Origin of the sequence: Catellatospora sp. TT07R-123 (assembly GCF_018327705.1) — a bacterium.
Classification (GTDB): Bacteria; Actinomycetota; Actinomycetes; order Mycobacteriales; family Micromonosporaceae; genus Catellatospora.
Window position 1 is genome coordinate 608,461 of the sequence record NZ_BNEM01000001.1, and the last position, 21,123, is coordinate 629,583.

The following is a 21,123-nucleotide window of genomic DNA, read 5'->3' on the forward strand; positions in this document are numbered from 1 at the left end:
CTGCCTCCTGTCGTTGGCTAGCGCACGCGGGCGCCGGCGTGGTTGGTGCCGATCAGGTCGGTGACGTCGATGTCGACGGCACCGACGTGCAGGCCGGTCACCTGTTCGACACGGGTGCGCACGTGGTCGCGCAACGCCGCGGTGACGTCGGGCAGCGATGCCGGCCATCGCACGCTCACCACCAGGTCGACGTACACGCGGTCACCGTCAACATGCGCGGATGCCTTCGGTCGATGGCTCAGGTCCGCCTTGCCACCGAGTTTGTCGGTGCCGTGCAGGCGACCGAGCCCGTGTGTCGGGCCACCGACGTCGGGCAGCTCGCCGGCGGCCTGTGCCGCCACCTTGGCGATCACGTCCTTGCTGATGCGGATCGTTCCGCCGGATGACGGCCCGGCGTCTTCGGGCGGGCTGGTCGCGGGGTCTGCCGCGTGCCGTGTGGTGGCTGTCATCGGGGACTCCGACGCTGACCGGTGCCCTCGCCGAGCCGACTGAGATCCAGTTCCCCGGCCAGTACCTTCGCCACCGCCCAGCCGGCGAGCCCGAACGCGGCGACCACGACCATCGGCCCGAATCCGGCATACACCAGCACGACGCCGAGGAGCAGCCCCACAGCGGTGCCGAACATGGTGCGATTCATGAGCTGCTCCCTCGCGTTGTCTGAACTGAATTCAGGCCGCGGCGTTAGCCCTGTGCGGCATCGCCTCGGACCCGAGTAGGTCACCGTGCGTCTTTGCGGGTTCCGCCGAGGCGTGTGCCAGGACCACCCGGGCGTCGAGAAGGCCCGCCGCTCCCGTCGTGGCGGACGTCGGCGCGCCGGTCGGCGGGCCGGCCTCGGGCGGGTCACCGAGATCGCCGATCGTCACATCGACGGCACGCCCGGGGACCAGCGGCGCCACCGCCGCCTGGACCCCCGCGGCGACCTCATCTGCCGGTATCCCCCAGGCCGCGCGCAGCTGGATCTCCACCGCTCGCGGTGTCACCCGCACACCCAGCACCCGCCTTCCGGGAAGGTAGGTCGCCACCTCCGGGAACCCGCCCAGCAGCGCCTCCACCCCGCGGCAGGCGCGGGCCGCGCCCGCCACCGCCTCGGCATCGACTTCCGGCAGCCGCTCGGCCGACCCCGGCGTGCACATCACTCGACCCTGGCCGAACTGCGATCGTCGCCTGTGTCCGGCAGGTGGACGTCGTCGACGTTCACGTTTACCTCGACCACTTCCAGGCCGGTCATCCGCTCGATCGACTGCTTGACGTTGCGCTGCACGCTGCGGCCCAGCTCCGCGATGCTGGCCCCGTAATCGACCACGATGTCGAGATCGACCGCGGCCTGCGTCTCGCCCACTTCGACGCCGACTCCCTGAGCGACGTTCGGGCCCGCACTACCCGGGATCCGCTCCCGGATCGCGCCGAACGCCCGCGCGCTGCCGGTACCCATCGAGTACACACCGGCGACCTCACGACAAGCGATTCCCGCGATCTTCTGAACCACGCCCTGCGCGACGCTGATCTTGCCGGTATCGGTCACCAGCCGGTCGTTGCGCGGCTTCGCCTCCCGACCCGCCTCGGCGGCCGGCACGGGAGAACGTTCCATCGTCTGCGTCATCGGCTTCTCCTTGGTCTCGCCTTCAGCCGCTCCGTTCCCACACCGCGCCGGTATCAGTCATGTTTTGCGAATTTTGTTCGCCACGTCCGCCTTGCGGATATCGCCCCGGTTGGCCAGAAAGCCGGCGGCGGGTCAGGAAGCGGCAGATCAGCCGGTCGATTCGACGCGCTCGTTCTCGCGCAGCTCGGGGTAGCCGCCGATCTGGATGACCGAGTGGTGGACGAAGACGTCGGCGGTGCCGCCGTCGACGGTGATGAAGCCGAAGCCCTTGTCGGCTTGAACGCAGCCCGAGTCCCAGTCGAGGCTCGGCCATCAGCGCACAGGAAGGCACTACTCGCCCAACCCGAAAATCTTCAGCGGCGCTAGTAGACATCCAGTCCGGCCCTGTGTAGTGTTCCAGTTGTTGCAAACGAAGATCTATCGAGTGCGGCAGGTGAACTGCAGCACGGGTAGGAAGCAGGACCGTCCGACCGTTCGGGACGCGAGGCCAGGTGCACGAAAGAGGCCCCGCAGACCGCACGCCGGGTGAAGGACCGCATCGATTCCGGTCATGGCAGTTCTGGCAAGTCGCACGACCGCAGTACCCGTAGTTGATCAGTGACAGGTGAAGGCGAGAGGAGTAGTGCCATCGGATCCCCGCCCGGCACGCATGCCGGCGGGCCGCAGACCCCGAACGGAAGGTGGTCCCCGGTCGTATCCACGAGATGCTCGCTACCCCGCGCTGTCTGGCGGGCGCGAGAAGACGGTAAGCCGGTGCAGTCGGCCGGCGATGGTATGTAACTCGTTTCTCCCCAAGGATCCCGGCGTCTTGGCGCCGGGATCCTTACCTGCGTTCTAGGAAAGGTGCCTATGACCTCTGCTGACAGTGTCCCGGCCGACAAGTTCGACGACGACGACTATCCCGCGTACACGATGGGCCGGGCCGCCGAGATGCTCGGCGTCACCCAGGCTTTCCTCCGCTCCCTCGAGGGCGGTTTGTTCGTCCCGGCCCGCTCCGACGGCGGCCATCGCCGCTACTCGCGCTACCAACTGCGCCTGGCAGCCCGGGTCCGCGAGATCGCCGACCAGGGCACACCGGTCGAGGCGGCGTGCCGCATCATCATTCTCGAAGACCAGCTGCAGGAGGCGCTCGAACTCAACCGGCGCTACCAGGCCGAAGGCCGACCCGCTCCGGGCGGTACCGAATAGCGCCGCATCGCCTCGATCGTCGACGCCGCCGCGCCGGCGCCCCACCGTGGGTGCTGCACTTGGGTGCCAGCGCGCTCACGCTGCACCGCTGTGTATCGGCCACCCGGCCGGGCTCGTCGCAACGTAATCCTCGCCGGGCCTGCCGTGGGCGACGGTCAGCGTCCGGCTGGACGCAGCACGTATGTCGCCGCGTGGCCCCAGCTGTGTTCGGGGGTGCAGCGGCCCGGTTGTCCGCCGTTGGTTTGCTGCCAGGATGTCGCTCGCGACCACGGGGTTGCCTACCCCTCCAGCAGCGATCGCGGCCTTCTTGAGCAGCCGGATGAACTTGAGCAGCCGGATGAAGTGGCCGGCTGGGGTGGGCTGCGGCGGTAGCCCTGGGCTTTGATCTGCCGGAACAGTTCCGAGGCGTTGCGCTGGCCGAGGTTGTACTGCTGGCAGAGGAAGGCTTTGTGGCCGTCGAGCAGGGTGCGACGGTGGGTGACGGTGACGAGGAGTCGAGGTCGGCCAGTTCCGGTCGCGACGTCGCTTCTCGTAAGGCCAGGGCTACCGGAGTTCGGCTGCTGCAGTCATCGCCAGCGGTGGTTATGAGCTCACACTGACGGGGCGGCCATCTTCACTGTCCGCCGTGGCCCGGGTCGGTTGCGCCAGCGAACGGGTGGCGCAGTCGATGCATCGCCACCTCATCCCGATCGGATGCACGAGGCGCGGGCTTCTGTTCTTCCGTGGTGGGTGGAGCAAGGAACGGTGCCATGCGACCGAAGGCCGCAGTGGGGGTCGGCTTCCAGAGCGGAGCGCCAGCGACCGGTTGCCGGTCGTGACTGAACCCGCCCGGGACGGTCTGCGGGTGGGCGTCGTGCGGGCGCGGCGGCGCGGTGATCACGGTCATGCTGTGCCTTCCTCGAGCGGTACGTCGCAGAGAAGGCACGGGGCCGTAGGCCACGGGACATCGCAAGAACGAACCTGAACAAATGATAGATGAACGCCGAACGGCGGCCTGCTGAAACAGTCAGGCCGCCGTTCGGGAAAGCGTGGATCAGAGCGAGCGGATGTCCGACGCCTGGGGGCCCTTCGGGCCCTGGGTGATGGCGAACTCCACGCGCTGGTTCTCCTCGAGGCTGCGGAAGCCGTTTGAGGAGATCGCCGAGAAGTGGGCGAAGACGTCGGCGCCGCCGTCGTCCTGGCTGATGAAGCCGAAGCCCTTGTCGGCGTTGAACCATTTCACGGTACCTGTAGCCATGTCTGCTCCTTCGCAGGCTGTTGGGGACCGCCCTGTGCGGTTCCCACGCCGCCGCGTTGATCACCCGCGTCGGAAACGACACAAACGAAAAAAGCACCTGCATGGTCTTGGTCAGACCACCAGGCGCCGAAACGTCTACGGAAATCAAAACTGCAACAGGACTACCGTAACACACGATCCTGCATTCGTCAGCACCACGCGCACTGCCTGCGTCCCAGCACTGCACCGCGAGGCGCGACTTCTATCACTGCGACATCTCGGCCGTAGAGCACGATGAGCCGACCACCGTGTTCGGTCACCGTCACTCCCGAATCCTCTGCCAGTGTCGAGATCATGTATTTCACAAAGCTCGTCCACGTCGGACACGTCCGGGTTGTCGTACGTGACAGCCACGCAGGCGGAGGTGACGATGACACGAGACGGGGGCCGGTCGGTTCTTGCCGAGCGGGAGCCAGGTCCATCGCCGGCATCGGCTTCCTGAGCTGGCGGCGGCTGCGCGGTGTTCAGCGCGCGTAGAGTGGGCCGCGGATCATCTCGTCAACATCGTTGGCGGGCCAGCGCCCACAGGGCGCGCTGCCAGTCTCGGCGGTGTCCACAGGACAACTCCGATGTTGGAGGGCCGAGCGTTGGCAGACCACCCGATCGCCCCCGCCGTTTCAGTGCGCTGACCCACAACGCCGCGTCCGCTACAGGCGACGCCCAGCGCCGCCAGGCAAACGATCATGATCGGAGGCGTGGCGGGCGTCCGATGGCGGGGCCTCCCCCTGTCGGCAGCCCTTCGAGAAGCGTCCGCCCCAGGCACAACGACGCGCGGCGTCCCGCCAGCGATCAAGCCAGGGTCATCGGCTGTTCCTTGCTGGGAGCAGCAGCCGATTCCGCCCGGGGCGGTGCGACGATACCGTTGCCGCACCGCTACGCAGGAAGCCCCCAATCCGGCTGGCCCGATTCGGGCACGCCGACACCGCAGAAGAAGGACATGACATTCGTGTTAGCCCCGCCCACGTTCTCTCCGTCACTGTCGCGCGAGCCCGCCAAGACCCTCCGCGAAAGAGGGGCTGACAGTTTCCACGCCTCGCTCGCCGCGGTCCTGGCCACCGGACTGGAGCATGCTCTTGAAGCGGGTGACCACTCGAGAGCTGTCAGCATCATCAACCGCGGCTTCGCGGAGGGAAGTCCAGAGCTGGGCTGCGAGCTGCTCTGCCGGGCAATGGCGGTCGTCGGGACAGCCCGGACTTGGACCGTGCAGCTCGCGTCCCTGCGGTAACCGTAACTGCCTGGATTGACGCAGAGCGCAGTGCTGTGATCGCTGCGGCTGCACGAGTAGCGTCCGGCGTTCCGCGACGCCCTCACCGATCTTAATCTTCAATCGGGTGTCGATGCTGTCCGATGCCGCTCAATGCATCGAGTGCAGCTGGAACGCGCCGGAGCTCCTCGTTCTGCTACACGCCCCACCCGGTGGGGCGTTATGACGAGGGCCCCGGCGCGAAAGCGCCGGGGCCCAGGGTTACGGGTAGAACACCATCACCGGCTAACAGCGCCGGTTTGTCGTATCCGCTCCGGCTGCCGTGAACGGCGCCGGGCGCGAGGATCGCGTAAGCGTGACCGAGACCACCTTTCGTACGGATGGAAACAGCGGCGACCGGCAGACTCAACAAACGGTCTGCAACGGGCGATCCAACGGTGTACCTGCCCTCCCTCTCCTCTTCTTTCCACGTGCCTTGCTTGTCGTGCCATCCAACCGGCGCTGGAGCCCCACGCAGCTTCATGGCCCCACCACGTACGGCGGACTGTTCCAACCCAGGCGAAGCCTTAAAACAGCTTCCTGGCCTCGCCTGCTGACACCCGGTGGTCCTACCCGGGCTGTACCCCTACTGCCACTTGCCTACGTTCCGCCGATGCCGGAGCCCCACTCGACTTCGCAGCCCCGCGCATGTACGGCCATCTCCTATCCCGGTGAAACCCTGACCAAAACCTGGCCTCACCGGCAACATCCGGCCCCAAACCGCACCGGCACTGCTCGGGCGGTGCCGTGAAGTGCTCGGCACCAGCTCCGCGTTGGTCCAGTACCCGCATGGGCGGGCAATGTTTCGTCGGCGTCTTTATTTTCCGTCCTTGACTCCAGAAACTTTAACGAACGAGTCTGCTGATGTCTACTACGGCCACCACAAATTTTCTGGCGTCCTTCCGTGAGGTCGGTGCGACAGGTGCGCCACGCTCGGTGCCATATGTTCCGCCGACGCCGAAGGCGCCGACAGGGTGGCGAGGACCTGTCGCGGGGCCATCCAGTGCAGGCCGGTGAACTCGTGGCGGGATTCGCGGTAGCCTCGTCGTGTGCCCAGGACGCGGCCGCCAGCTCATGATCCGTTCGTCCGGGTCCGTGGCGCTCGGGTGCACAATCTGCGCGACGTCGACGTGGACCTGCCGCGCGACGCGCTGGTCGCGTTCACCGGCATCTCCGGCTCGGGCAAGTCCTCACTCGCGTTCGCCACCGTATACGCCGAGGCTCAGCGACGATATTTCGAGTCCGTCGCGCCGTACGCCCGCCGCCTGCTGAACCAGCTGCCCGCGCCGCAGCTGACGGAGATCACCGGGCTGCCGCCGGCGGTCGCGTTGCAGCAGCGCCGCGGCTCGGGTGGCGCCCGCTCGACCGTGGGCACGCTGACCACGCTGTCGAACCTGCTGCGGCTGCTGCTGTCCCGCGCGGGCACCTATCCGCCGGGCACCGAGCAGCGGCTGGAGGCCGAGGCGTTCTCCCCGAACACCGCCGCGGGCGCGTGCCCGACCTGCCACGGCCTGGGCCGCACCCACGTGGTCTCCGAACGGCTCATGGTGCCCGACCCGAAGCTCAGCATCCGCGAGGGCGCGGTCGCGGCCTGGCCGGGCGCGTGGCAGAGCGTCAACCTGCGCGACATCCTCGTAGCGCTCGGCATCGACGTGGACCGGCCATGGCACCGGCTGCCGAAGTCGCAGCGGGACTGGATCCTCTACACCGACGAACAGCCGGTCGTCGAGGTGCACCCGCACCGGGACCGGGGCGAGGCCGTGTACAACGGCCGGTTCTGGAGCGCCCGGTCGCACATCATGCATACGCTGGCCAGCTCCAAGAGCGAGCGTAACCGTGAGCGCGCCCTGCGCTTCGTGACTATCGGAGCGTGCCCCACCTGCGACGGGACCGGGCTGCGGCCGGAGGCGCTGGCGGTCACCTTCGCCGGGCGCACCATCGCCGACCTGGTCGCGCTCCCGCTGTCGGCGCTGGCCGAGGTACTGCGGCCCACCGCCACCATGGCCGATCCGGAGCCCGCATGGGAGTCGTCGCTGTCGGGGGAACGCACCGAGGTCGCGCGCATGCTCGCCGCCGACCTGACCGACCGCATCGGCGTACTGGTCGACCTGGGGCTCGGCTACCTGCAGCTCAACCGGCCGGCGCCGACCCTGTCGCCGGGCGAGGCGCAGCGGCTGCGGATCGCCACCCAGCTCCGTTCGGGACTGTTCGGCGTCGTGTACGTGCTCGACGAGCCGTCCGCCGGGCTTCACCCCGCCGACGCCGAGCCGCTCCTGCAGGTCCTGGACCACCTGCGTGCCGCGGGCAACTCGGTCTTCGTCGTGGAGCACGACATGGACGTGGTACGCCACGCGGACTGGCTCGTCGACGTCGGCCCCGGCGCGGGCGAGGCCGGCGGCCGGATCGTCTACAGCGGACCGGTCGCCGGGCTGCGCGACGCCGCGGAGTCGGCCACCCGCCCGTACCTGTTCCCGGGACGCACCCGCCCCCGACGGCGCGAACCCCGGCAGCCCACGGGCTGGCTGCGGCTGCGCGGCGTCAATCGGCACAACCTGCGCGACCTCGACGCCGACCTGCCGCTGGGGGTGCTCACCGCGGTGACCGGGGTGTCCGGGTCCGGGAAGTCGACCCTGGTGACGCAGGTGGTGGCCGAGGTCGTCGCCCGCCACCTCGGCGTCGCGGCGGCCGAACCCGACGACACCGCCGAGGCCGAGTTCGGCCTCGGGCCGGTCGACGACTTCGACGTGCTCGCCGCCGACGTGCGCGGCCTGGAGCACTTCGACCGGCTGGTACGAGTGGACCAGAAGCCGATCGGCCGCACCCCGCGGTCGAATCTCGCCACCTACACCGGCATGTTCGACGCCGTACGCAAGGTCTTCGCCAACACCGAGCAGGCCCGCGCCCGAGGCTACGATCCCGGCCGGTTCTCGTTCAACGTGCCCGCCGGGCGCTGCCCGACGTGCCAGGGCGAAGGCTTCGTCACCGTAGAGCTGATCTTCCTGCCGGGCACCTACGCGACCTGCCCCGACTGCCACGGCGCGCGCTACGACCCGGAGACGCTGGAGATCACCTATCGCGGCGCGACCATCGCCGACGTGCTCGCGATGACCGTCGAGCAGGCCGGCCGCTTCCTGGACGACGTGCCCGCCGCTGCCCGCAGCCTGTGCACCCTGCGCGAGGTCGGGCTCGGCTACCTGCGGCTCGGCCAGCCCGCCACCGAGCTGTCCGGCGGTGAGGCGCAGCGCATCAAACTCGCCACCGAACTGCAGCGCGCCCACCGCGGCCACACCCTGTACCTGCTCGACGAGCCGACCACGGGCCTGCACCCGGCCGACGTCGAGCTGCTGATGGGCCAGCTCCAGGACCTGGTCGACGCGGGCAACACCGTGATCATCGTCGAGCACGACATGGGCGTGGCCGCGACCGCCGACTGGGTCGTGGATCTGGGGCCGGGCGGCGGCGACGCGGGCGGCCGGATCGTCGCGGCGGGCACCCCGGCGCAGGTCGCCGCGGCCGACGGGCACACCGCCCGCTACCTGGCCGCTGTCGGCACGTTCTCGCGCCGGTAGCCGAACTCCTCGTCCTTCTCCAGCCCGGCGTGCTCGACGACGGCGTCATACGGCTCGATCGGCCAGCCTCACGGCTTCGCCGCCCGCAGCACGTAGATGCACGCCTCGACCGGACCGCCCGGCGTGTGCACCTTCGCGACGACCCGCTCGTACTGCGGACCTTCGAATTCGTCGAGCCGCGCCCAATGGGCCGGAAGGTCGCCGGACTCGAAGACCTCGACGTCTACGCGCTCGCCATCGGGGTCGACGGCGAGCCCGGGGAACCCGATGGCGCTGCCCCAGCCCGCATCGACGAGTCGGCCGAGCACGTGGCCCGGGAACCAGCGGCCGTCAAGGCCGTCGAGGTGGTGATGGTTCGGCTTGCCCGGCGCGAGGCTTCCGTAGGTCGCCAGGCGGTGAGTCGGGCCGAGATCATCACTCACCGCACGATTCTACCGCCGTCGTGCCCCGCCGACGCCCCGGCGCTCTGCCGCGTGCCCGGGTATGAAAACGGCCCGTCGTGGGTACGACTGCGGTCATCGGATCGAGGAGGCCGCGATGAGCCAGACGCCCGAGGAGCCGGAAATCGTCCGGGAGGACGACGAGGCCGAGATTCGCGAGCAGCGGGGACGCACCCCGCACCCCATCGAGCCTGCGGAAGGGCCGGACGACCCGGAGTACACCGGCGGCTGATGCAGGGACCATCCGGCCGGAACTGATCGATCATGGCAGGACCGGGCCGTCGTGGCGGGCGCTGGAGCGCCAGTCGGCGACGCGGACCAGGGTCTCCAGGTAGGCGAGCCGGAAGGGACCGAGGTCGTCGCGCAGCGCCTTCGCCCGTTCTGTCCACGGGCCGGTCGTGAAGATGTCGGTCCGCAGGGACTGGGCGGGGAAACGCTCCCCGGTCGACAGCTCGATCGGCGGGGTGCGGTCGCCGTCGCGTACGCCCATGAGGAATGGTGTCTCCTCCCCCGCCGCCGGGCGCACGGTGATCCGCACCTTGCCGTGGTGTGCCGCGACCAGGTAGTTGATCAGCGGCTGTCCGTCCGGCAGGATCAGCGCGCTGACCAGCTCATGCCTGAAGTGCGCCCGGCGGTGGCGGCCCGTGTTGTAGGGGGCTCGGGACTTGGCCAGCAGGCCCTCCGGGAAGTCGCCGCCGCCTGCGCGCAGCATCTCCTGGAACACCTCGTGGCATTTACCGAGGTCGTGGTAGCGGGCGGCGCGGGCCACCGCCTCCTGCTGCTCGGCGGGCAGGCCGGGCAGAGCGTCGAGGAGCAGCCGCGCCTCCTGCTCGGTCTCCATGAGGTGCTGGTCGAGGCTGACCCACCTGGTGCAGGCGAAGGTCAGCGTGCTGGGGGGCAGGGCCAGGGGCGTCACGGGGGTACGGCTCTCCGGGGCCCAGCCTTCGTCCGGCAGATAGCCGCCGTGTTCGGCCTGGAGCAGCACGGTCGCGCCCGGTTGGAGGTCCCCGGCCGCCACCCGCCGCCAGTGGCCGTCCGACCGGTCCCGTACCCAGGCGTGGTCCCGCTGTTCCAGGTCGGCGAGCGGGACCTGGCAGAGTTCGTCGCGCCCGGGGCCGGGTTCGTCTTCGGAGGGTTCGCCGTCGCGCCAGGCGACCGACACCGTGAGGTCGGCGCGGTCGCAGATCCAGCGGCTGACGTCCGTGTCGGGCTCGGCGGTGTCGAACAGTTCCAGCAGGTCGGGCAGGCGCAGGGCCGGACGGTCCGGAGTGGCCGGGCGGACCGGCGGCCGGTCAGGAGCGAGGAGCCAGCGTGCCGTGTCAGGGTCTGCGCCGGTCGACGGCTCGCACCAGAGCAGGTCCCCGCCTGCGGGATGCTCGCCGTAGCGGTTGCAGCGCCCTGCCCGCTGCACGATCGAGCTCAAGGGGGCGAGTTCGGTCAGGAGGGTGCGGCTGGAGACGTCGATCCCGGCTTCCAGCGCCTGCGCCGTGACGACGATCCGGTCGTGTCCGGTATCGTCGAGTTCGGACAGCAGCCGCCGACGGTCCACGGCCCGGAACCGCGGATGGACCAGCAGGACGTCGCGTCCGGTCTCCCGTAGCGCCGCGTACAGCGCGCGGGCCCGTTCCACCGTGTTGAGCACGGCGATGGTCTGGGTGCCGGGGACATGTGCGGCCGCCAGCGCATCGGCGAGCCCCTCGATGTAGTGCGCGGGGTCGATGTCCAGCCGGGTGATCCGCCGGACCGACGGCAGCGACGCATCCGACGACATCCACATCGTGCCGGTAGGCGAAGGCGTGCCGACCTCGTCGCGGAGCCGCTGGAGCGCGACGGTCGTGGGCAGCGCGGGGCCGAGCAGGTCCGCCTCGTCGACGACCCACTGGGTGTCGGTGTGCAGCAGCGCGTACGAGACGGGGGCCAGCGCGGTCGCGTCGCCGTACCCGCGCATCAGGGCGCGGCTCAGCAGCAGGTCATGGGTGCCCACGAGGATCGCGGTGCGCTCGGGACGGCGCCGCCAGGCGCCGTCGGTGATCGGGTGCAGGCCGACCTCGTCGGCGCGGCCGAGCCGGGCCAGCCACTGCCCGATCCGGTCGTGCAGCTGATCGGGGAGGCTATGCTGCGGCAGCACGTACACCAGCCGGCGCGGCGTGCTCTCCGGCGCGGCGATCAGCCGCCGGTAGAGCCAGGCCAGCACGGCCGCGGCGCTCTTACCCGCACCTGTCGGTGCGCTGAGCAGTTCGGGCAGCCCCTCGGCGGCCAGCCGCGCCTGGTACGGGTGGGGAGCGTGCCCTGTCGCGGTGCGCATGAAACCCTCGAACCCGTCCACGATCCGCACCCTACCCGGGCTCTACAGTGCTGGGCATGGCAGAGATCGATACAGATTGGCGGCTGGTCGACGGCGTCGCGACGGCATGGTTCGGCGCGCCTTCGCTGGTCGAAGGGGCGGCGCTCGCCGGACGCATCGTCGAAATGTCGGCCGGGATCGCGGTCGACCTGCGCGCGACCGGCATGCGGGTGCGCCTGGACTCGGACGCGCACGCCGGGGCGGTGTCGGCGGCCGCGCGGGATCTCGGGCTGGCCGCGGACCCTGCCGCGTTGCAGGACATGGGTGTCGTGTTCGAATCCGCGAACCCGTCCGAGGTGCGGCGATTCTGGCAGCGCGTGCTCGGCTACGCGCCCGGGCAGGACGGCGGTCTGGCCGATCCGGTGCGGCGCGACCCCGCGATACGGATCCGGCAGTCGACCGAGCCACGGCCGTTGCGCAACCGCATCCACCTCGACGTGGTGCGGCCGGCCGCGGCGGTCGAGCAGGCGGGCCTCGGCGAGGCCTCGGGACCCTACGGGGTCTGTCACGCCGACCCCGACGGCAACGAGGTCGACCTGGTGCCGGGCGCGGCGCTCGGCGAGAGCAGCGGGACCGCAGACTGGCAGGCGGTGTTCAGCGCGATGGCGTGCTACCGCACCACCTCGCCGGAGCAGCAGCGCGACCTGGCCGCCGCAGCGGCGGCACTGGCCGACGACGCGGGCTTCCCGCTGCTGATCGACCTGCGCCCCGGGCTCGTGATCATCGACAGCGGCAAGGACCAGTCGGAAGAGGACGCCCACGGCCTCGAACTCGACTTCACCGGCCTCGCCGCAGACCTTCAGACCGCCGCCCGCAGGCTCGGAGCCATCGCGGATCCGGGGCTGCCGCGCTTCGCCCAGCTCTTCCTCGACGCCGCCGACGTCGCCGCGGTCCGCGCGTTCTGGGTCGCCGCACTCGGATACACCCACGACCGGCGAGCCGGGGTCAGCGACATCCACGATCCGCGGCGGCTGAACCCGGTGCTGGTGTTCCAGGAGCTCGACGCTTCGGAGACGGAGCGGCGCCGGCAGCGCAACCGGATCCACTTCGAGCTCGCGGTGCCCTCGGACCTCGCGCAGACGCGCGTGGCCGCGACCGTCGCGGCCGGTGGCCGGCTCGTCGGCGAGGCGGAGGGCCGGTGGCGGGTCGCCGACCCCGAAGGCAACGAGATCGTGATCGTCAGCGGGGTATGAGGTCGCGTCGCGCCGCTCGCGGGGGTTGAGTCCCGCGAGCGGGGTTTACCCGCACGGATTAGGCCGTTCGGTCGAATGCCGTTCGTCCGCTATGGAGTTTCGACTGTCCGTCGTGTGTCGGCGGCCAGTCCCCCCATGGGCAATGGCGCCACATCGAGATCGATCATTCGTCCGACCGGGTCGAGCCTCGGTCAGCAGGCATCGGTCCGCGTGCAGCCTCACTACACTGGCGCCGGTCAGCAGCAGTGCGGTGGAAGGGGCGATGCGGCATGGGCGGGACCTCCTCGACGGACGAGCAGCTTGCCGTCGATCTGGCACGGGTGATGTTCGAGCGCATCGTGGAGGTGGAGCCCGAGCAGTCGCCGGCCCGGCTGATCTTCGCCCAACAGGCACGGTCCTATCTCGACCATCCGGCCCGGGCGCTCGCCGGGCAGGATGCCAAGGGCCGGCCGCTGCAGTTCGGGCTGACGGGGCTCGAACTGCTGCTGGTGCCGGTGCTGATGGAGGCGTCCGTCGAGGTCCTCGCCTATCTGGGCGGGCAGGCGGTGCTGCGCGGCGGGGCCGCCTCGACAGCTGCGTTGCGCAGGTTGTTCGCGAAGACTCGGCCGCCGGGCGGCTCGGCTGACGCGGGTGGCCCGGCCGGCCGGGACGTGTCGACACCGGCGGGCGCTCAGGCCCACGGCCCGTCGCCGACCGAGTCGGGCGATGGTGATCTGGCGCTGTCCGCGGCGCAGTGGGCCGAGGTCGCGAGCATCGTCGAGTCGGTGCTCGTCCGGCACGCGAGGATGGCGCCCGAGCGCGCCGACAGGCTCGCGGTCGCCGTGGTCGGTGAGGGCGTGCTGCGCGGGAGCGGTCGATGACCGTCGCGCCCGGCGCCCGGGCGCCGGACGGGACCGCGACCCGGTTCCTGCTGCTGGTGGCGGCGGTCCTTGCCTCCAGCGTATCGGTGTACAGCTGGGTGTATCTGGCCGTGCCGGCGAAGGCCCACCTGTTCCAGACGGTCATGACCGCCTGTTACGGCGCCGAGAAGCAGGGGTTCGACCGGCCCGTCGTCACGACTGCGGACTTCACCGACCGGCTGGTCCCGGCCGCCGGCCGGTTGATGCGCTGCACGCGGCCGCTGTACCTGGACCAGGCGGCATGGATCGGCGTCGGCGTGGGGCTGGTGTTCATGCTCGCCGCCCTGCTGTACCTGCTGCACCCGTGGTGGATCAGGCGCAGCCGCGGCCTGCTGCCGCTGGCCGGTCCCGACAGCGCGGAGCTCATCGCCGACCTGGATCGGCTGCCCGCGCAGGTCGGCCTGGCCCGCTCGCCGCGCTGGCTGCTGGACCCGCGCGCCGCGACCGCGGGCGGCCAGGCGTTCGGCCTGCCATGGCGGCCCGTGGTCGTGCTCGACGCCGGCCTGATCATGCGTTACGGCACCGACCCGGACGCGGTGCGCGCCGTGGTGCGGCACGAGCTGGCCCACCTCGGCAACCGTGACGTCGCCCGCACCTACTTCAGCATCGCCCTGTGGCGCGCGTTCGCGCTCGTCGGGTTGCTGCCGTTCGTGGCGCTGCTCATCCACCCGGCGCTGTTCTACACACCGCTGCGCTGGTCGGCCGACCGGTTCGACGGGCACGGCCCCGAGATCGCGTACCAGGTGGGTGCGGTGGCCGCGCTGACGGCCGTCGTCTACCTGACCCGCAACGCGATCCTGCGTACCCGTGAGCTGCACGCCGACGGGCGGGCCGGCGCCGGCGCACACGCCAGATCGCTACGGGCCGTGATCGCCGGGCTGCCCGAACCGGCTGGCGCATGGCGGCGGCTGGCTTCTCGGCTCGGCACCCATCCGTCGCGAGCGGCGCGGCTGGCGGCGATCGACTCCCCCGGCCGGCTGCTGCGCACCGGCGTGTGGGAGATGATCGGTGTCGGATTCACCGCCGCGCTCGCCGCGCTGAACGCCAGCCTGCTGGCCGCGAGCGTCGCGCCGAACGCGGTGCTCGGCTTGACACTCAGCGGCCTTCCTGCGGGGGTCCTCGCGGCCGGGGTGCTGGCCGCCGCGATGTGGCGGGCCGCTGTCGCCGATCCGGACCGCCCGCCGAGAGCAGGCGCGTGGCTCGGTCCGCCGGTCGCGCTGGTCGCCGGATACGCTGCCGCGCTGCCGCTGACACTGCTGTCGGCCACGACCAGCGGCGCGGCGCTGGACCGGCCCGGTCTGCTGGTCGGTCTGATCCTGCTGTTCGTGGGCGGTGCGGCGCTGGCGGCGTGGACGCATTCGGTCGCCCGGCGCGGCCTGCGTACGGCACGGCGCGGCCGGGCGCAGGCGGTCGTGGTGGCCGCTTCGATCGCCCTCGGCGCGCCGCTGTTCGCGCTGTGGCACGCCTTCCTGCAGGGCGGCCTGATCACGGCGGTTCTGCCCGGTGGCGTGCCCGAGCCTGGCGGTGACATCGGCTGGTTCGCCACGCTGTCGCAGGTCACCGGCAGCCAGTACCTGCCGCTGCTGTACGTGGTCGAAAACCCGCTGGTCAGCGTCGCGCTCATCGGCCTGTGGGCGGTCCCTGCGCTGCTCCGCCCGCACCGGGCGGAGCAGCCCGCCGACCGCCGCGAAGCCGACACCGCGGCTACCGGCACCGCGGTGGGCGGCAGCGTGACCGGTGACGGCGAGGCCGCCGGCGAGCCGGCATTCGGCGCCGCCCTGCGTGTAGGCGCAGCGGCCGGGCTGGCCGTCGTCGTCTTCGGTGTCGCCGCCGCGTTCACGGCCAGAGCCGTCCTGTCGGCGCAGGTGCGGGCCACCCCGCCGATCACCGCGGGCATGCCGCCGTTCTTCGGGCTCGTGTTCCTCAACACCTACTGGGCCGTCGCGGTGACAGCCGCCGGGGTGGCTGCCACCGTCGTCGCCGCCCGCAGCCACGCCGCCCGGCCCGCGCTGGGCGCGCTGGCCGCCACCGTCGTGGCCGTCGTGGCCAGCCTCGGCCTGATCGCCACCTTCACGGTGACCCGCTGCATCAAGCTGTCCGGCGGCACCGGCCGCTGCACGCCGCCCGCCATCCCGGCCGCCGAACTCGCCGGCTACGTGCACACCCTGCTCGCCAAAGGGCTCGCCGTCGCGATCCCGGCGGTGCTGCTGGGAGCGCTGATCGGCAGCCGGCTGCGGCGTCGGCGCCCGGCGCGGGCCGCACGCCGTCCGGTGCTGGCCACGCTGGCGCTGCTCACCGCCGCGCTGCTCACCGCGGCGGTCGTCGTCGTGCCGCACAACATCGGCTACTGGGATCCCGTGGACAGCGAGCAGACCGCGGCAACCGCCCAGTCATGTCTGGTAGGCGACTGGACCGAAGCCAGCGACCTCCTCGACCTCGACATGGACGACTTCGGGAAGGTGCGGTTCACCGGCAGCGGCACCCGGCAGTCCTTCCACGCCGACGGCACGATCACGATCGACTATGCAGGGGCCGCGCCATTGCGCGCGACGTCGGCCGGTCATCTGCTGGAGATCACGGTCCAGGGTGGCGCGACCGGCTTCTACCAGGTGGACGAGTCGACGATCACCTATCGCGACTGGACCCCGCACGGCACCGTCGTGCTGCGCGTGGACGGCGCGGTCCTGCGCACCGCCGATCTCGCGCCCGCCGTCTCCCCGGATGAGTACACCTGTGCCGCAGGGACCATGCTGCTGCACGGCCCCGACTACCGGGTGGAGCTGACCCGGGTTCGCGGCTGACATACGGCATCCGGCGGGACGAGCGGCGTGCCGCCGGAGCCGCCGGGTGCCGGGCCGATCGTCAGTCGGACGGCAGGTCGAGGCCCAGTTCGAGCCAGGCCGCCAGCTCCGCGATCTCACGGTCGACCTCGGTCGCCATCGCCTTCGTGAACGGCACGTCCCGGTGGACGGCGTCCACCCGCAGCACACCGGAACGCCGGTCGGCGGTGGCGTCCAGCTTCCCGACCAGCCGGTCGCCGTACAGGATCGGCATCGCCCAGTAGCCCCACCGGCGTCCGGCGGCCGGCTTGTACATCTCCAGCTGGTACTCGAACTCGAACAGCTCGGCCATCCGCTTGCGGTCGAACACCAGGCGGTCCAGCGGCGACAGCAGCGCTGCCCGGCCGGTGAACGGCTGACCGACCTGGGCCGGATCGACCCGCCACCGGCCGCGGACGCCCTCGATCACCGCGGGTTCACCGACCTCGGCCGCGTCGACCGGCCCGACGGACTGCTTGGTGCGGCTACTGCGGGCGACACCCAGCGAACGCAGCCGCCGCTGTGCGCGGATCCGAGCCGCCTCACCAGCCGCGACCACGCGGTCGTCGGGGTAGATCCGCGCCGCCAGGTCCCACAACCGCTCGCGGCCGTCCCGCCCCGCGACCGCGACCTCGCCCCGGGCCTCCAGGAGCTCCAGCATCTTCAGCACGTTGCGGTCGTTGCTCCAGCCGCTGGACTGCCACGGGACCTCGCACGTGTCCGGCAGTTCCCGGGCCGGCAGCGGGCCGTCGGACCGCAACCGGGAGATGATGTCCGACCGGCAGCCCCGGTTGGCCGCGACCCAGTCACGCCGGTGCCGCTGCCAGTCCAGCAGCTCACCGCTGCCCGGCCAGTCCGCCATGTCCGCGCGGAACAGCGCCAGGTCCTCGGCGGGCCGGATCATGCCCTGCAACTCCAGCAGCGCCTGGTCCCCCAGCGCCGCCTCCAGATCCCTCGGCCGGTATGCCGGCCCCAGCCGGCTCCACAGCACCAGGTCCGCGCTCGGCGCGACGGCGGCGGTCTGGTCGGCCTGCAGCAGCGTCAGCTGCCGCACCACCGCCAGCAGCGAGGTCGGCCGCGGCCGGTCCAGCAGCTGGGCCCGCACGGCGATGCGACGCGCCTCGACCCGGGTGAGCTCATGGTTACGCAACCTTGAAGCCGTCGGCAACGATCTTGAACAGGCTGAGATTCTCCTGCCAGCTGGCATCGGCTACGTACCAGGAGATCGTGTAGTACCTGTCCGAAGCGATGAAGCCGCGCCGGAGCACGTGGACGCGGGTGCCGCTGCCGGTGCTGTAGAGCCACTCCCAGTCGGCGGCCTGGTAGCCCCGGTAGTCGACCGGGTCCAGCCCCAACCTGCGGTAGCCGGACTTGCTCTGCTGGCGCTCCTCGCCGGTCAGGGCCGCCACCGGATCCGGGTCGACGTCCTCCGACCGGTATACGCCGAGCACGCGACGCAGCCCGCCCTGCTCCTTGAAGAGGATCATGCCGCCGTCGCGGTCGGCCGACCAGTTGTCCGGCACCGGAATCGAGAATCCGCTACCTCTGTACATGTGCCAGCCCGAAGGCAGCACGAAGCCGGTGGCGGCTGCGGAGGTCGGCGAGGTGGCCGGCGTCGGCGAGGTGGCCGCGCTGGCGGACGGAGAAGGCGTGGCGGACGGGGTCGGCGTGCCCGCACTGGTCGGTGCGGCAACCGGGGTCGTCGGCGGGTCGTCGCCGCCGGCGGCGAGGCGCACGGAGACGCCCAGCGCGACGACGGTCGCGACCAGCGCGACGCCGACACGCCGACGCCTGACAGCGGTGGCCGACGCGGCCGGGACCACGGCTGTCTCCGTGGCCATCAGCACGAGATCCTCGGGCTGGGACTCCGGCGCGGGGGACTCGACCGGCGCGGGTGCCTGGTCCACCGCCGCGACCAGGTCGATCTTCGTCGTCGACGCGTCCGCGGTGGTCGCCGCCGGCGCGGGCCCGCTCTCGGCGTCCGGATTCGAGCGCGGCTGCGGCACGCGTACGGGAGCGGCGGCACGCGGCAGGTACGTCGGCGCGGCCTCCGTCACCTCGGCCACGGTGTTCATCGGCGGCTGCGCCGCGGCCGACGGCACCCGCCCTGCGGGGGCGCTGTCGGCATCGCGCGAGCGGTCCTGGCGCGGTATCAGGCCCACCCGGCGCACCCCGGGAAGCAGCGACAGCCCGCGCTTGCGACGCTCGATCGCGCGCAGGAACAGCTGCTCTGCCTCGTCGGCCTTCATCCTGCTGCCGGGGTCTCGCCGCAGCAGGCCGGCGACCGCCGTCTTGAGCGGACCGGCGGCGTTGCGGACGGGCGGAGGCGGCTCGCTGGCCAGTGCGGTGAGCGTCGCGATGGCGGTGCTGCGGGCGTAGGGCGACTGCCCCTCGACGGCCGCGAAGACGGTCGCGCCCAGGGACCACATGTCGGCCTCGGGGCCGGCACTGTTGGTGCGGGCCCGTTCCGGCGACATGTACGCCGGTGAGCCGAGCATCATCCCCGTGCGCGTGACGTTCGGGTCGCCGGGCACCGTGGCCAGGCCGAAGTCGGTGAGGACCACCCGGCCGTCGTGGCCGAGCAGCACGTTGCCGGGCTTCACGTCGCGATGCACGACGCCGACCTGGTGCGCGGCGCGCAATGCCGCGAGCACACCCAGCCCGATCTCCGCCGCCCGCTGCGGCGTGACGGGGCCGTCGTGGGTGAGGACCTCGTGCAGGGAGCGTGAGGGCACGTATTCCATCACGATCCACGGTTCGCCGTCGGTGCGCAGCACGTCGAAGACGCGTACGGCGTTGGTGTGGCTGAGTTGAGCGATGGCGCGGGCCTCGCGCAGCGATCGCTCGCGCATCTCCTGGCACTCCTGCTCGGTGAGGCCCGGCGGCGGGATGATCTCCTTGATCGCCACGTCCCGGTGGAGGACCTCGTCCCGGGCTTTCCAGACACGCCCCATCCCGCCCTGGCCGAGCGCCTCGACGAGCCGGTAGCGGCCGGCGACGACCTGCTGGGAGGATGCGGCGGACATCCCAAGACCGTACCGGTGCGCGCTGCGCCGAGCATCGGCGGGATGGCCGGATACGCTGGTAGCGCGGCGGGTGCGGCGACGACGTGCCGGACGTCGCCGTCGCTTCGGGCGCCGCCGGGCCTGGCTATCGCGGGCGCGGCTACTGCGGGCGCGGTGCGCGGCGGTCGCGGCGGGCTTGGAGTTCGTCGTCGTCCACGTAGGTCAGCATGGGCTGACCGGGCACCATGTGCATGACGACCACGAAGCGGCTGGCCGTGTCGGGCAGGTTGTTGGCGTCCTGGTAGTGGATGACGTCGCCGCCCGGTTCGAAGAACGCCTCGCCCGCCTTGATGACCCGCTCGGGCTCTCCTTCGAGCTCGAAGAGCATCTCGCCTTCGATCATGTACCCGAAGACCGGGCCGGAGTGCTTGTGCGGCGGCAGGCCCCTGCCGCCGGGCGGTATCTCGACCAGCAGCGTCATGACGTCGACGGGCTGCGCCACGGTCGGCAGCTGCCGCTCCCACAGCGGGGTGAGCACCGAGGTGCTCCGGTTCTCCACGGTCATCTCGGATCGGCTCCCTGCTCGGCATCGGCGGGTCAGCTTCCGCGCGCGGCCGCCGACGGCGTGCGGCCTTTCCTGCTCCGTCATCAGTCTGCTCAGCCACGCAGCGGCAGGATCATCCTCGCAAACGACGGGCCGCCGTGTGTCGCGAACCGCCTTATCGTCCGTCGTCGCACCGGCCGGTTGCGCCGCCACGACCCGCCACGCAATGATTCTCATGAATGTTTTGTCGACTCCGAAACAGGAGGAGGGTCACGACCATGCTTCGACGTCTCGGCCTCGCGGCGGCTCTGGTGACGATCGGCTCGGTAGCCGTGGTGCTACCTGGCGCGCCGGCGCAGGCACGCGCGTGCACGATCGACCACTACTGCTACACCACCTGGTACGCCGACGCGGCCCACACCTCCGTCGTCGGGCAGCTGTACGAGGACTGCGGCGGCAGCCGTTCCACATGGGGCACCCGCAGCGGGTACGCGACCTTCGCCGAGACCCCCTGCTGACGCACCGCCCGGCACCTTCACCGCCTGGACGGCGCCCGCCGGCCGGTAGGGCCGACCCAACTGACGGGACAGGCGAGACGATTCGATCGCCGTTTATCTATGCTCCGCTTAACCGCTTCATCGATGGAGGGAAAATGCGCAGAGTCAAGATGGCGATCGCGGCGACAGCCCTGGTCGGCGCCACCATGTTCGCCGGAGCCACGCCCGCGCACGCGGCGACCAGCCTTCGCGGCGTCGTCTACGACTACTCGGAGTGCGTCCGGATCGGCAACTACGGCATCCAGAACTACGGCTGGACCGGCCCGCTCCAGTGCGTCTGGAACTCCACTGGCAACGGCTCGGGCCTCTGGTTCATCTACGCCTGATGCGCGGCGATCGGCGAGTCGCGCCGACGCCCTTCGCCGGACCGGCCGCGGCATCCCGCGGCCGGTGGCCAGACCCGACGGCGGACGTCCGCCGTCATTGACGCTTCACAGGAACGCAAC

General features: G+C 71.1%; 18 protein-coding genes and 2 pseudogenes. 9 read left to right on the forward strand and 11 right to left on the reverse strand.

Annotation, left to right across the window (positions count from 1 at the left end; translation table 11 throughout):
• Nucleotides 1–17: 17 nt before the first annotated feature.
• From Cs7R123_RS02565 to Cs7R123_RS02585, 5 genes and pseudogenes are all read right to left on the reverse strand, one after another.
• Entirely contained in the window at nucleotides 18–449 is a 432-nt protein-coding gene (locus tag Cs7R123_RS02565) for an Asp23/Gls24 family envelope stress response protein (protein ID WP_280517270.1), read from the reverse strand.
• Nucleotides 446–637 (reverse strand): hypothetical protein, encoded by a 192-nt coding sequence (locus tag Cs7R123_RS02570; protein WP_212823137.1) that lies wholly within the window; start codon nucleotides 635–637, stop codon nucleotides 446–448. Before Cs7R123_RS02570 ends, Cs7R123_RS02565 begins: the two co-directional genes overlap by 4 nt.
• 31 nt (nucleotides 638–668) lie before the next feature.
• On the reverse strand, nucleotides 669–1,133 hold the full coding sequence (locus tag Cs7R123_RS02575) for a hypothetical protein (RefSeq protein ID WP_212823138.1): 465 nt from the start codon (nucleotides 1,131–1,133) through the stop codon (nucleotides 669–671).
• Complete coding sequence (locus Cs7R123_RS02580) at nucleotides 1,133–1,600, reverse strand: Asp23/Gls24 family envelope stress response protein (protein ID WP_212823139.1); 468 nt, start codon at nucleotides 1,598–1,600, stop codon at nucleotides 1,133–1,135. Before Cs7R123_RS02580 ends, Cs7R123_RS02575 begins: the two co-directional genes overlap by 1 nt.
• A gap of 159 nt (nucleotides 1,601–1,759) precedes the next feature.
• A pseudogene (locus Cs7R123_RS02585) lies at nucleotides 1,760–1,876 on the reverse strand (cold-shock protein); the annotation flags it as partial.
• A 573-nt stretch (nucleotides 1,877–2,449) separates the two neighbouring features.
• Between Cs7R123_RS02585 and Cs7R123_RS02590 the strand changes: the two are divergent.
• Together Cs7R123_RS02590 and Cs7R123_RS39900 are read left to right on the forward strand one after the other, a co-directional pair.
• A complete protein-coding gene (locus Cs7R123_RS02590; protein WP_212823140.1) occupies nucleotides 2,450–2,788 on the forward strand; it encodes a helix-turn-helix domain-containing protein in 339 nt (112 codons plus the stop codon).
• Between the two features lie 32 nt (nucleotides 2,789–2,820).
• Nucleotides 2,821–2,913: pseudogene (locus tag Cs7R123_RS39900) on the forward strand (spermine synthase); the annotation flags it as partial.
• 908 nt (nucleotides 2,914–3,821) lie between these two features.
• Here Cs7R123_RS39900 and Cs7R123_RS02595 read toward each other — a convergent pair.
• Nucleotides 3,822–4,025 (reverse strand): cold-shock protein, encoded by a 204-nt coding sequence (locus tag Cs7R123_RS02595; RefSeq protein ID WP_212823141.1) that lies wholly within the window; start codon nucleotides 4,023–4,025, stop codon nucleotides 3,822–3,824.
• 2,388 nt (nucleotides 4,026–6,413) lie between these two features.
• Between Cs7R123_RS02595 and uvrA the strand changes: the two genes are divergently transcribed.
• Nucleotides 6,414–8,876, forward strand: a complete 2,463-nt coding sequence (gene uvrA / locus Cs7R123_RS02600) for an excinuclease ABC subunit UvrA (protein ID WP_244871557.1) — start codon at nucleotides 6,414–6,416, stop codon at nucleotides 8,874–8,876.
• Between the two features lie 68 nt (nucleotides 8,877–8,944).
• Here uvrA and Cs7R123_RS02605 read toward each other — a convergent pair whose 3' ends face one another.
• Entirely contained in the window at nucleotides 8,945–9,298 is a 354-nt protein-coding gene (locus Cs7R123_RS02605; RefSeq protein WP_212823143.1) for a gamma-glutamylcyclotransferase, read from the reverse strand.
• A gap of 115 nt (nucleotides 9,299–9,413) precedes the next feature.
• On the opposite strand from Cs7R123_RS02605, the gene Cs7R123_RS40640 reads away from it, so the two are divergent.
• Complete coding sequence (locus Cs7R123_RS40640; protein ID WP_275412025.1) at nucleotides 9,414–9,548, forward strand: hypothetical protein; 135 nt, start codon at nucleotides 9,414–9,416, stop codon at nucleotides 9,546–9,548.
• A gap of 30 nt (nucleotides 9,549–9,578) precedes the next feature.
• On the opposite strand, the gene Cs7R123_RS02610 is transcribed toward Cs7R123_RS40640, so the two are convergent.
• Nucleotides 9,579–11,642, reverse strand: a complete 2,064-nt coding sequence (locus tag Cs7R123_RS02610) for a CRISPR-associated endonuclease Cas3'' (RefSeq protein WP_212823144.1) — start codon at nucleotides 11,640–11,642, stop codon at nucleotides 9,579–9,581.
• A 35-nt stretch (nucleotides 11,643–11,677) separates the two neighbouring features.
• On the opposite strand from Cs7R123_RS02610, the gene Cs7R123_RS02615 reads away from it, so the two are divergent.
• From Cs7R123_RS02615 to Cs7R123_RS02625, 3 genes are all read left to right on the forward strand, one after another.
• On the forward strand, nucleotides 11,678–12,853 hold the full coding sequence (locus Cs7R123_RS02615) for a VOC family protein (RefSeq protein ID WP_244871558.1): 1,176 nt from the start codon (nucleotides 11,678–11,680) through the stop codon (nucleotides 12,851–12,853).
• A gap of 269 nt (nucleotides 12,854–13,122) precedes the next feature.
• The gene (locus Cs7R123_RS02620) at nucleotides 13,123–13,713 is read left to right on the forward strand and encodes a hypothetical protein (RefSeq protein ID WP_212823145.1); all 591 of its coding nucleotides are present in this window, start codon (nucleotides 13,123–13,125) and stop codon (nucleotides 13,711–13,713) included.
• Nucleotides 13,710–16,553, forward strand: a complete 2,844-nt coding sequence (locus tag Cs7R123_RS02625; protein WP_212823146.1) for a M48 family metalloprotease — start codon at nucleotides 13,710–13,712, stop codon at nucleotides 16,551–16,553. Before Cs7R123_RS02620 ends, Cs7R123_RS02625 begins: the two co-directional genes overlap by 4 nt.
• A gap of 61 nt (nucleotides 16,554–16,614) precedes the next feature.
• On the opposite strand, the gene Cs7R123_RS02630 is transcribed toward Cs7R123_RS02625, so the two are convergent.
• The 3 genes from Cs7R123_RS02630 to Cs7R123_RS02640 form a co-directional block, all read right to left on the reverse strand.
• Complete coding sequence (locus Cs7R123_RS02630) at nucleotides 16,615–17,721, reverse strand: DNA glycosylase AlkZ-like family protein (protein ID WP_244871559.1); 1,107 nt, start codon at nucleotides 17,719–17,721, stop codon at nucleotides 16,615–16,617.
• Nucleotides 17,714–19,597, reverse strand: coding sequence for a serine/threonine-protein kinase (locus tag Cs7R123_RS02635; protein WP_212823148.1), 1,884 nt, complete (start codon nucleotides 19,595–19,597; stop codon nucleotides 17,714–17,716). The genes Cs7R123_RS02630 and Cs7R123_RS02635 overlap by 8 nt, the downstream gene beginning before the upstream one ends.
• 139 nt (nucleotides 19,598–19,736) lie before the next feature.
• Entirely contained in the window at nucleotides 19,737–20,141 is a 405-nt protein-coding gene (locus Cs7R123_RS02640; protein WP_212823149.1) for a cupin domain-containing protein, read from the reverse strand.
• Nucleotides 20,142–20,398: 257 nt separating this feature from the next.
• On the opposite strand from Cs7R123_RS02640, the gene Cs7R123_RS02645 reads away from it, so the two are divergent.
• Entirely contained in the window at nucleotides 20,399–20,638 is a 240-nt protein-coding gene (locus tag Cs7R123_RS02645) for a DUF6289 family protein (protein ID WP_212823150.1), read from the forward strand.
• Nucleotides 20,639–20,772: 134 nt separating this feature from the next.
• Nucleotides 20,773–21,003, forward strand: coding sequence for a hypothetical protein (locus Cs7R123_RS02650; protein ID WP_212823151.1), 231 nt, complete (start codon nucleotides 20,773–20,775; stop codon nucleotides 21,001–21,003).
• The last annotated feature ends 120 nt before the right edge of the window (nucleotides 21,004–21,123 follow it).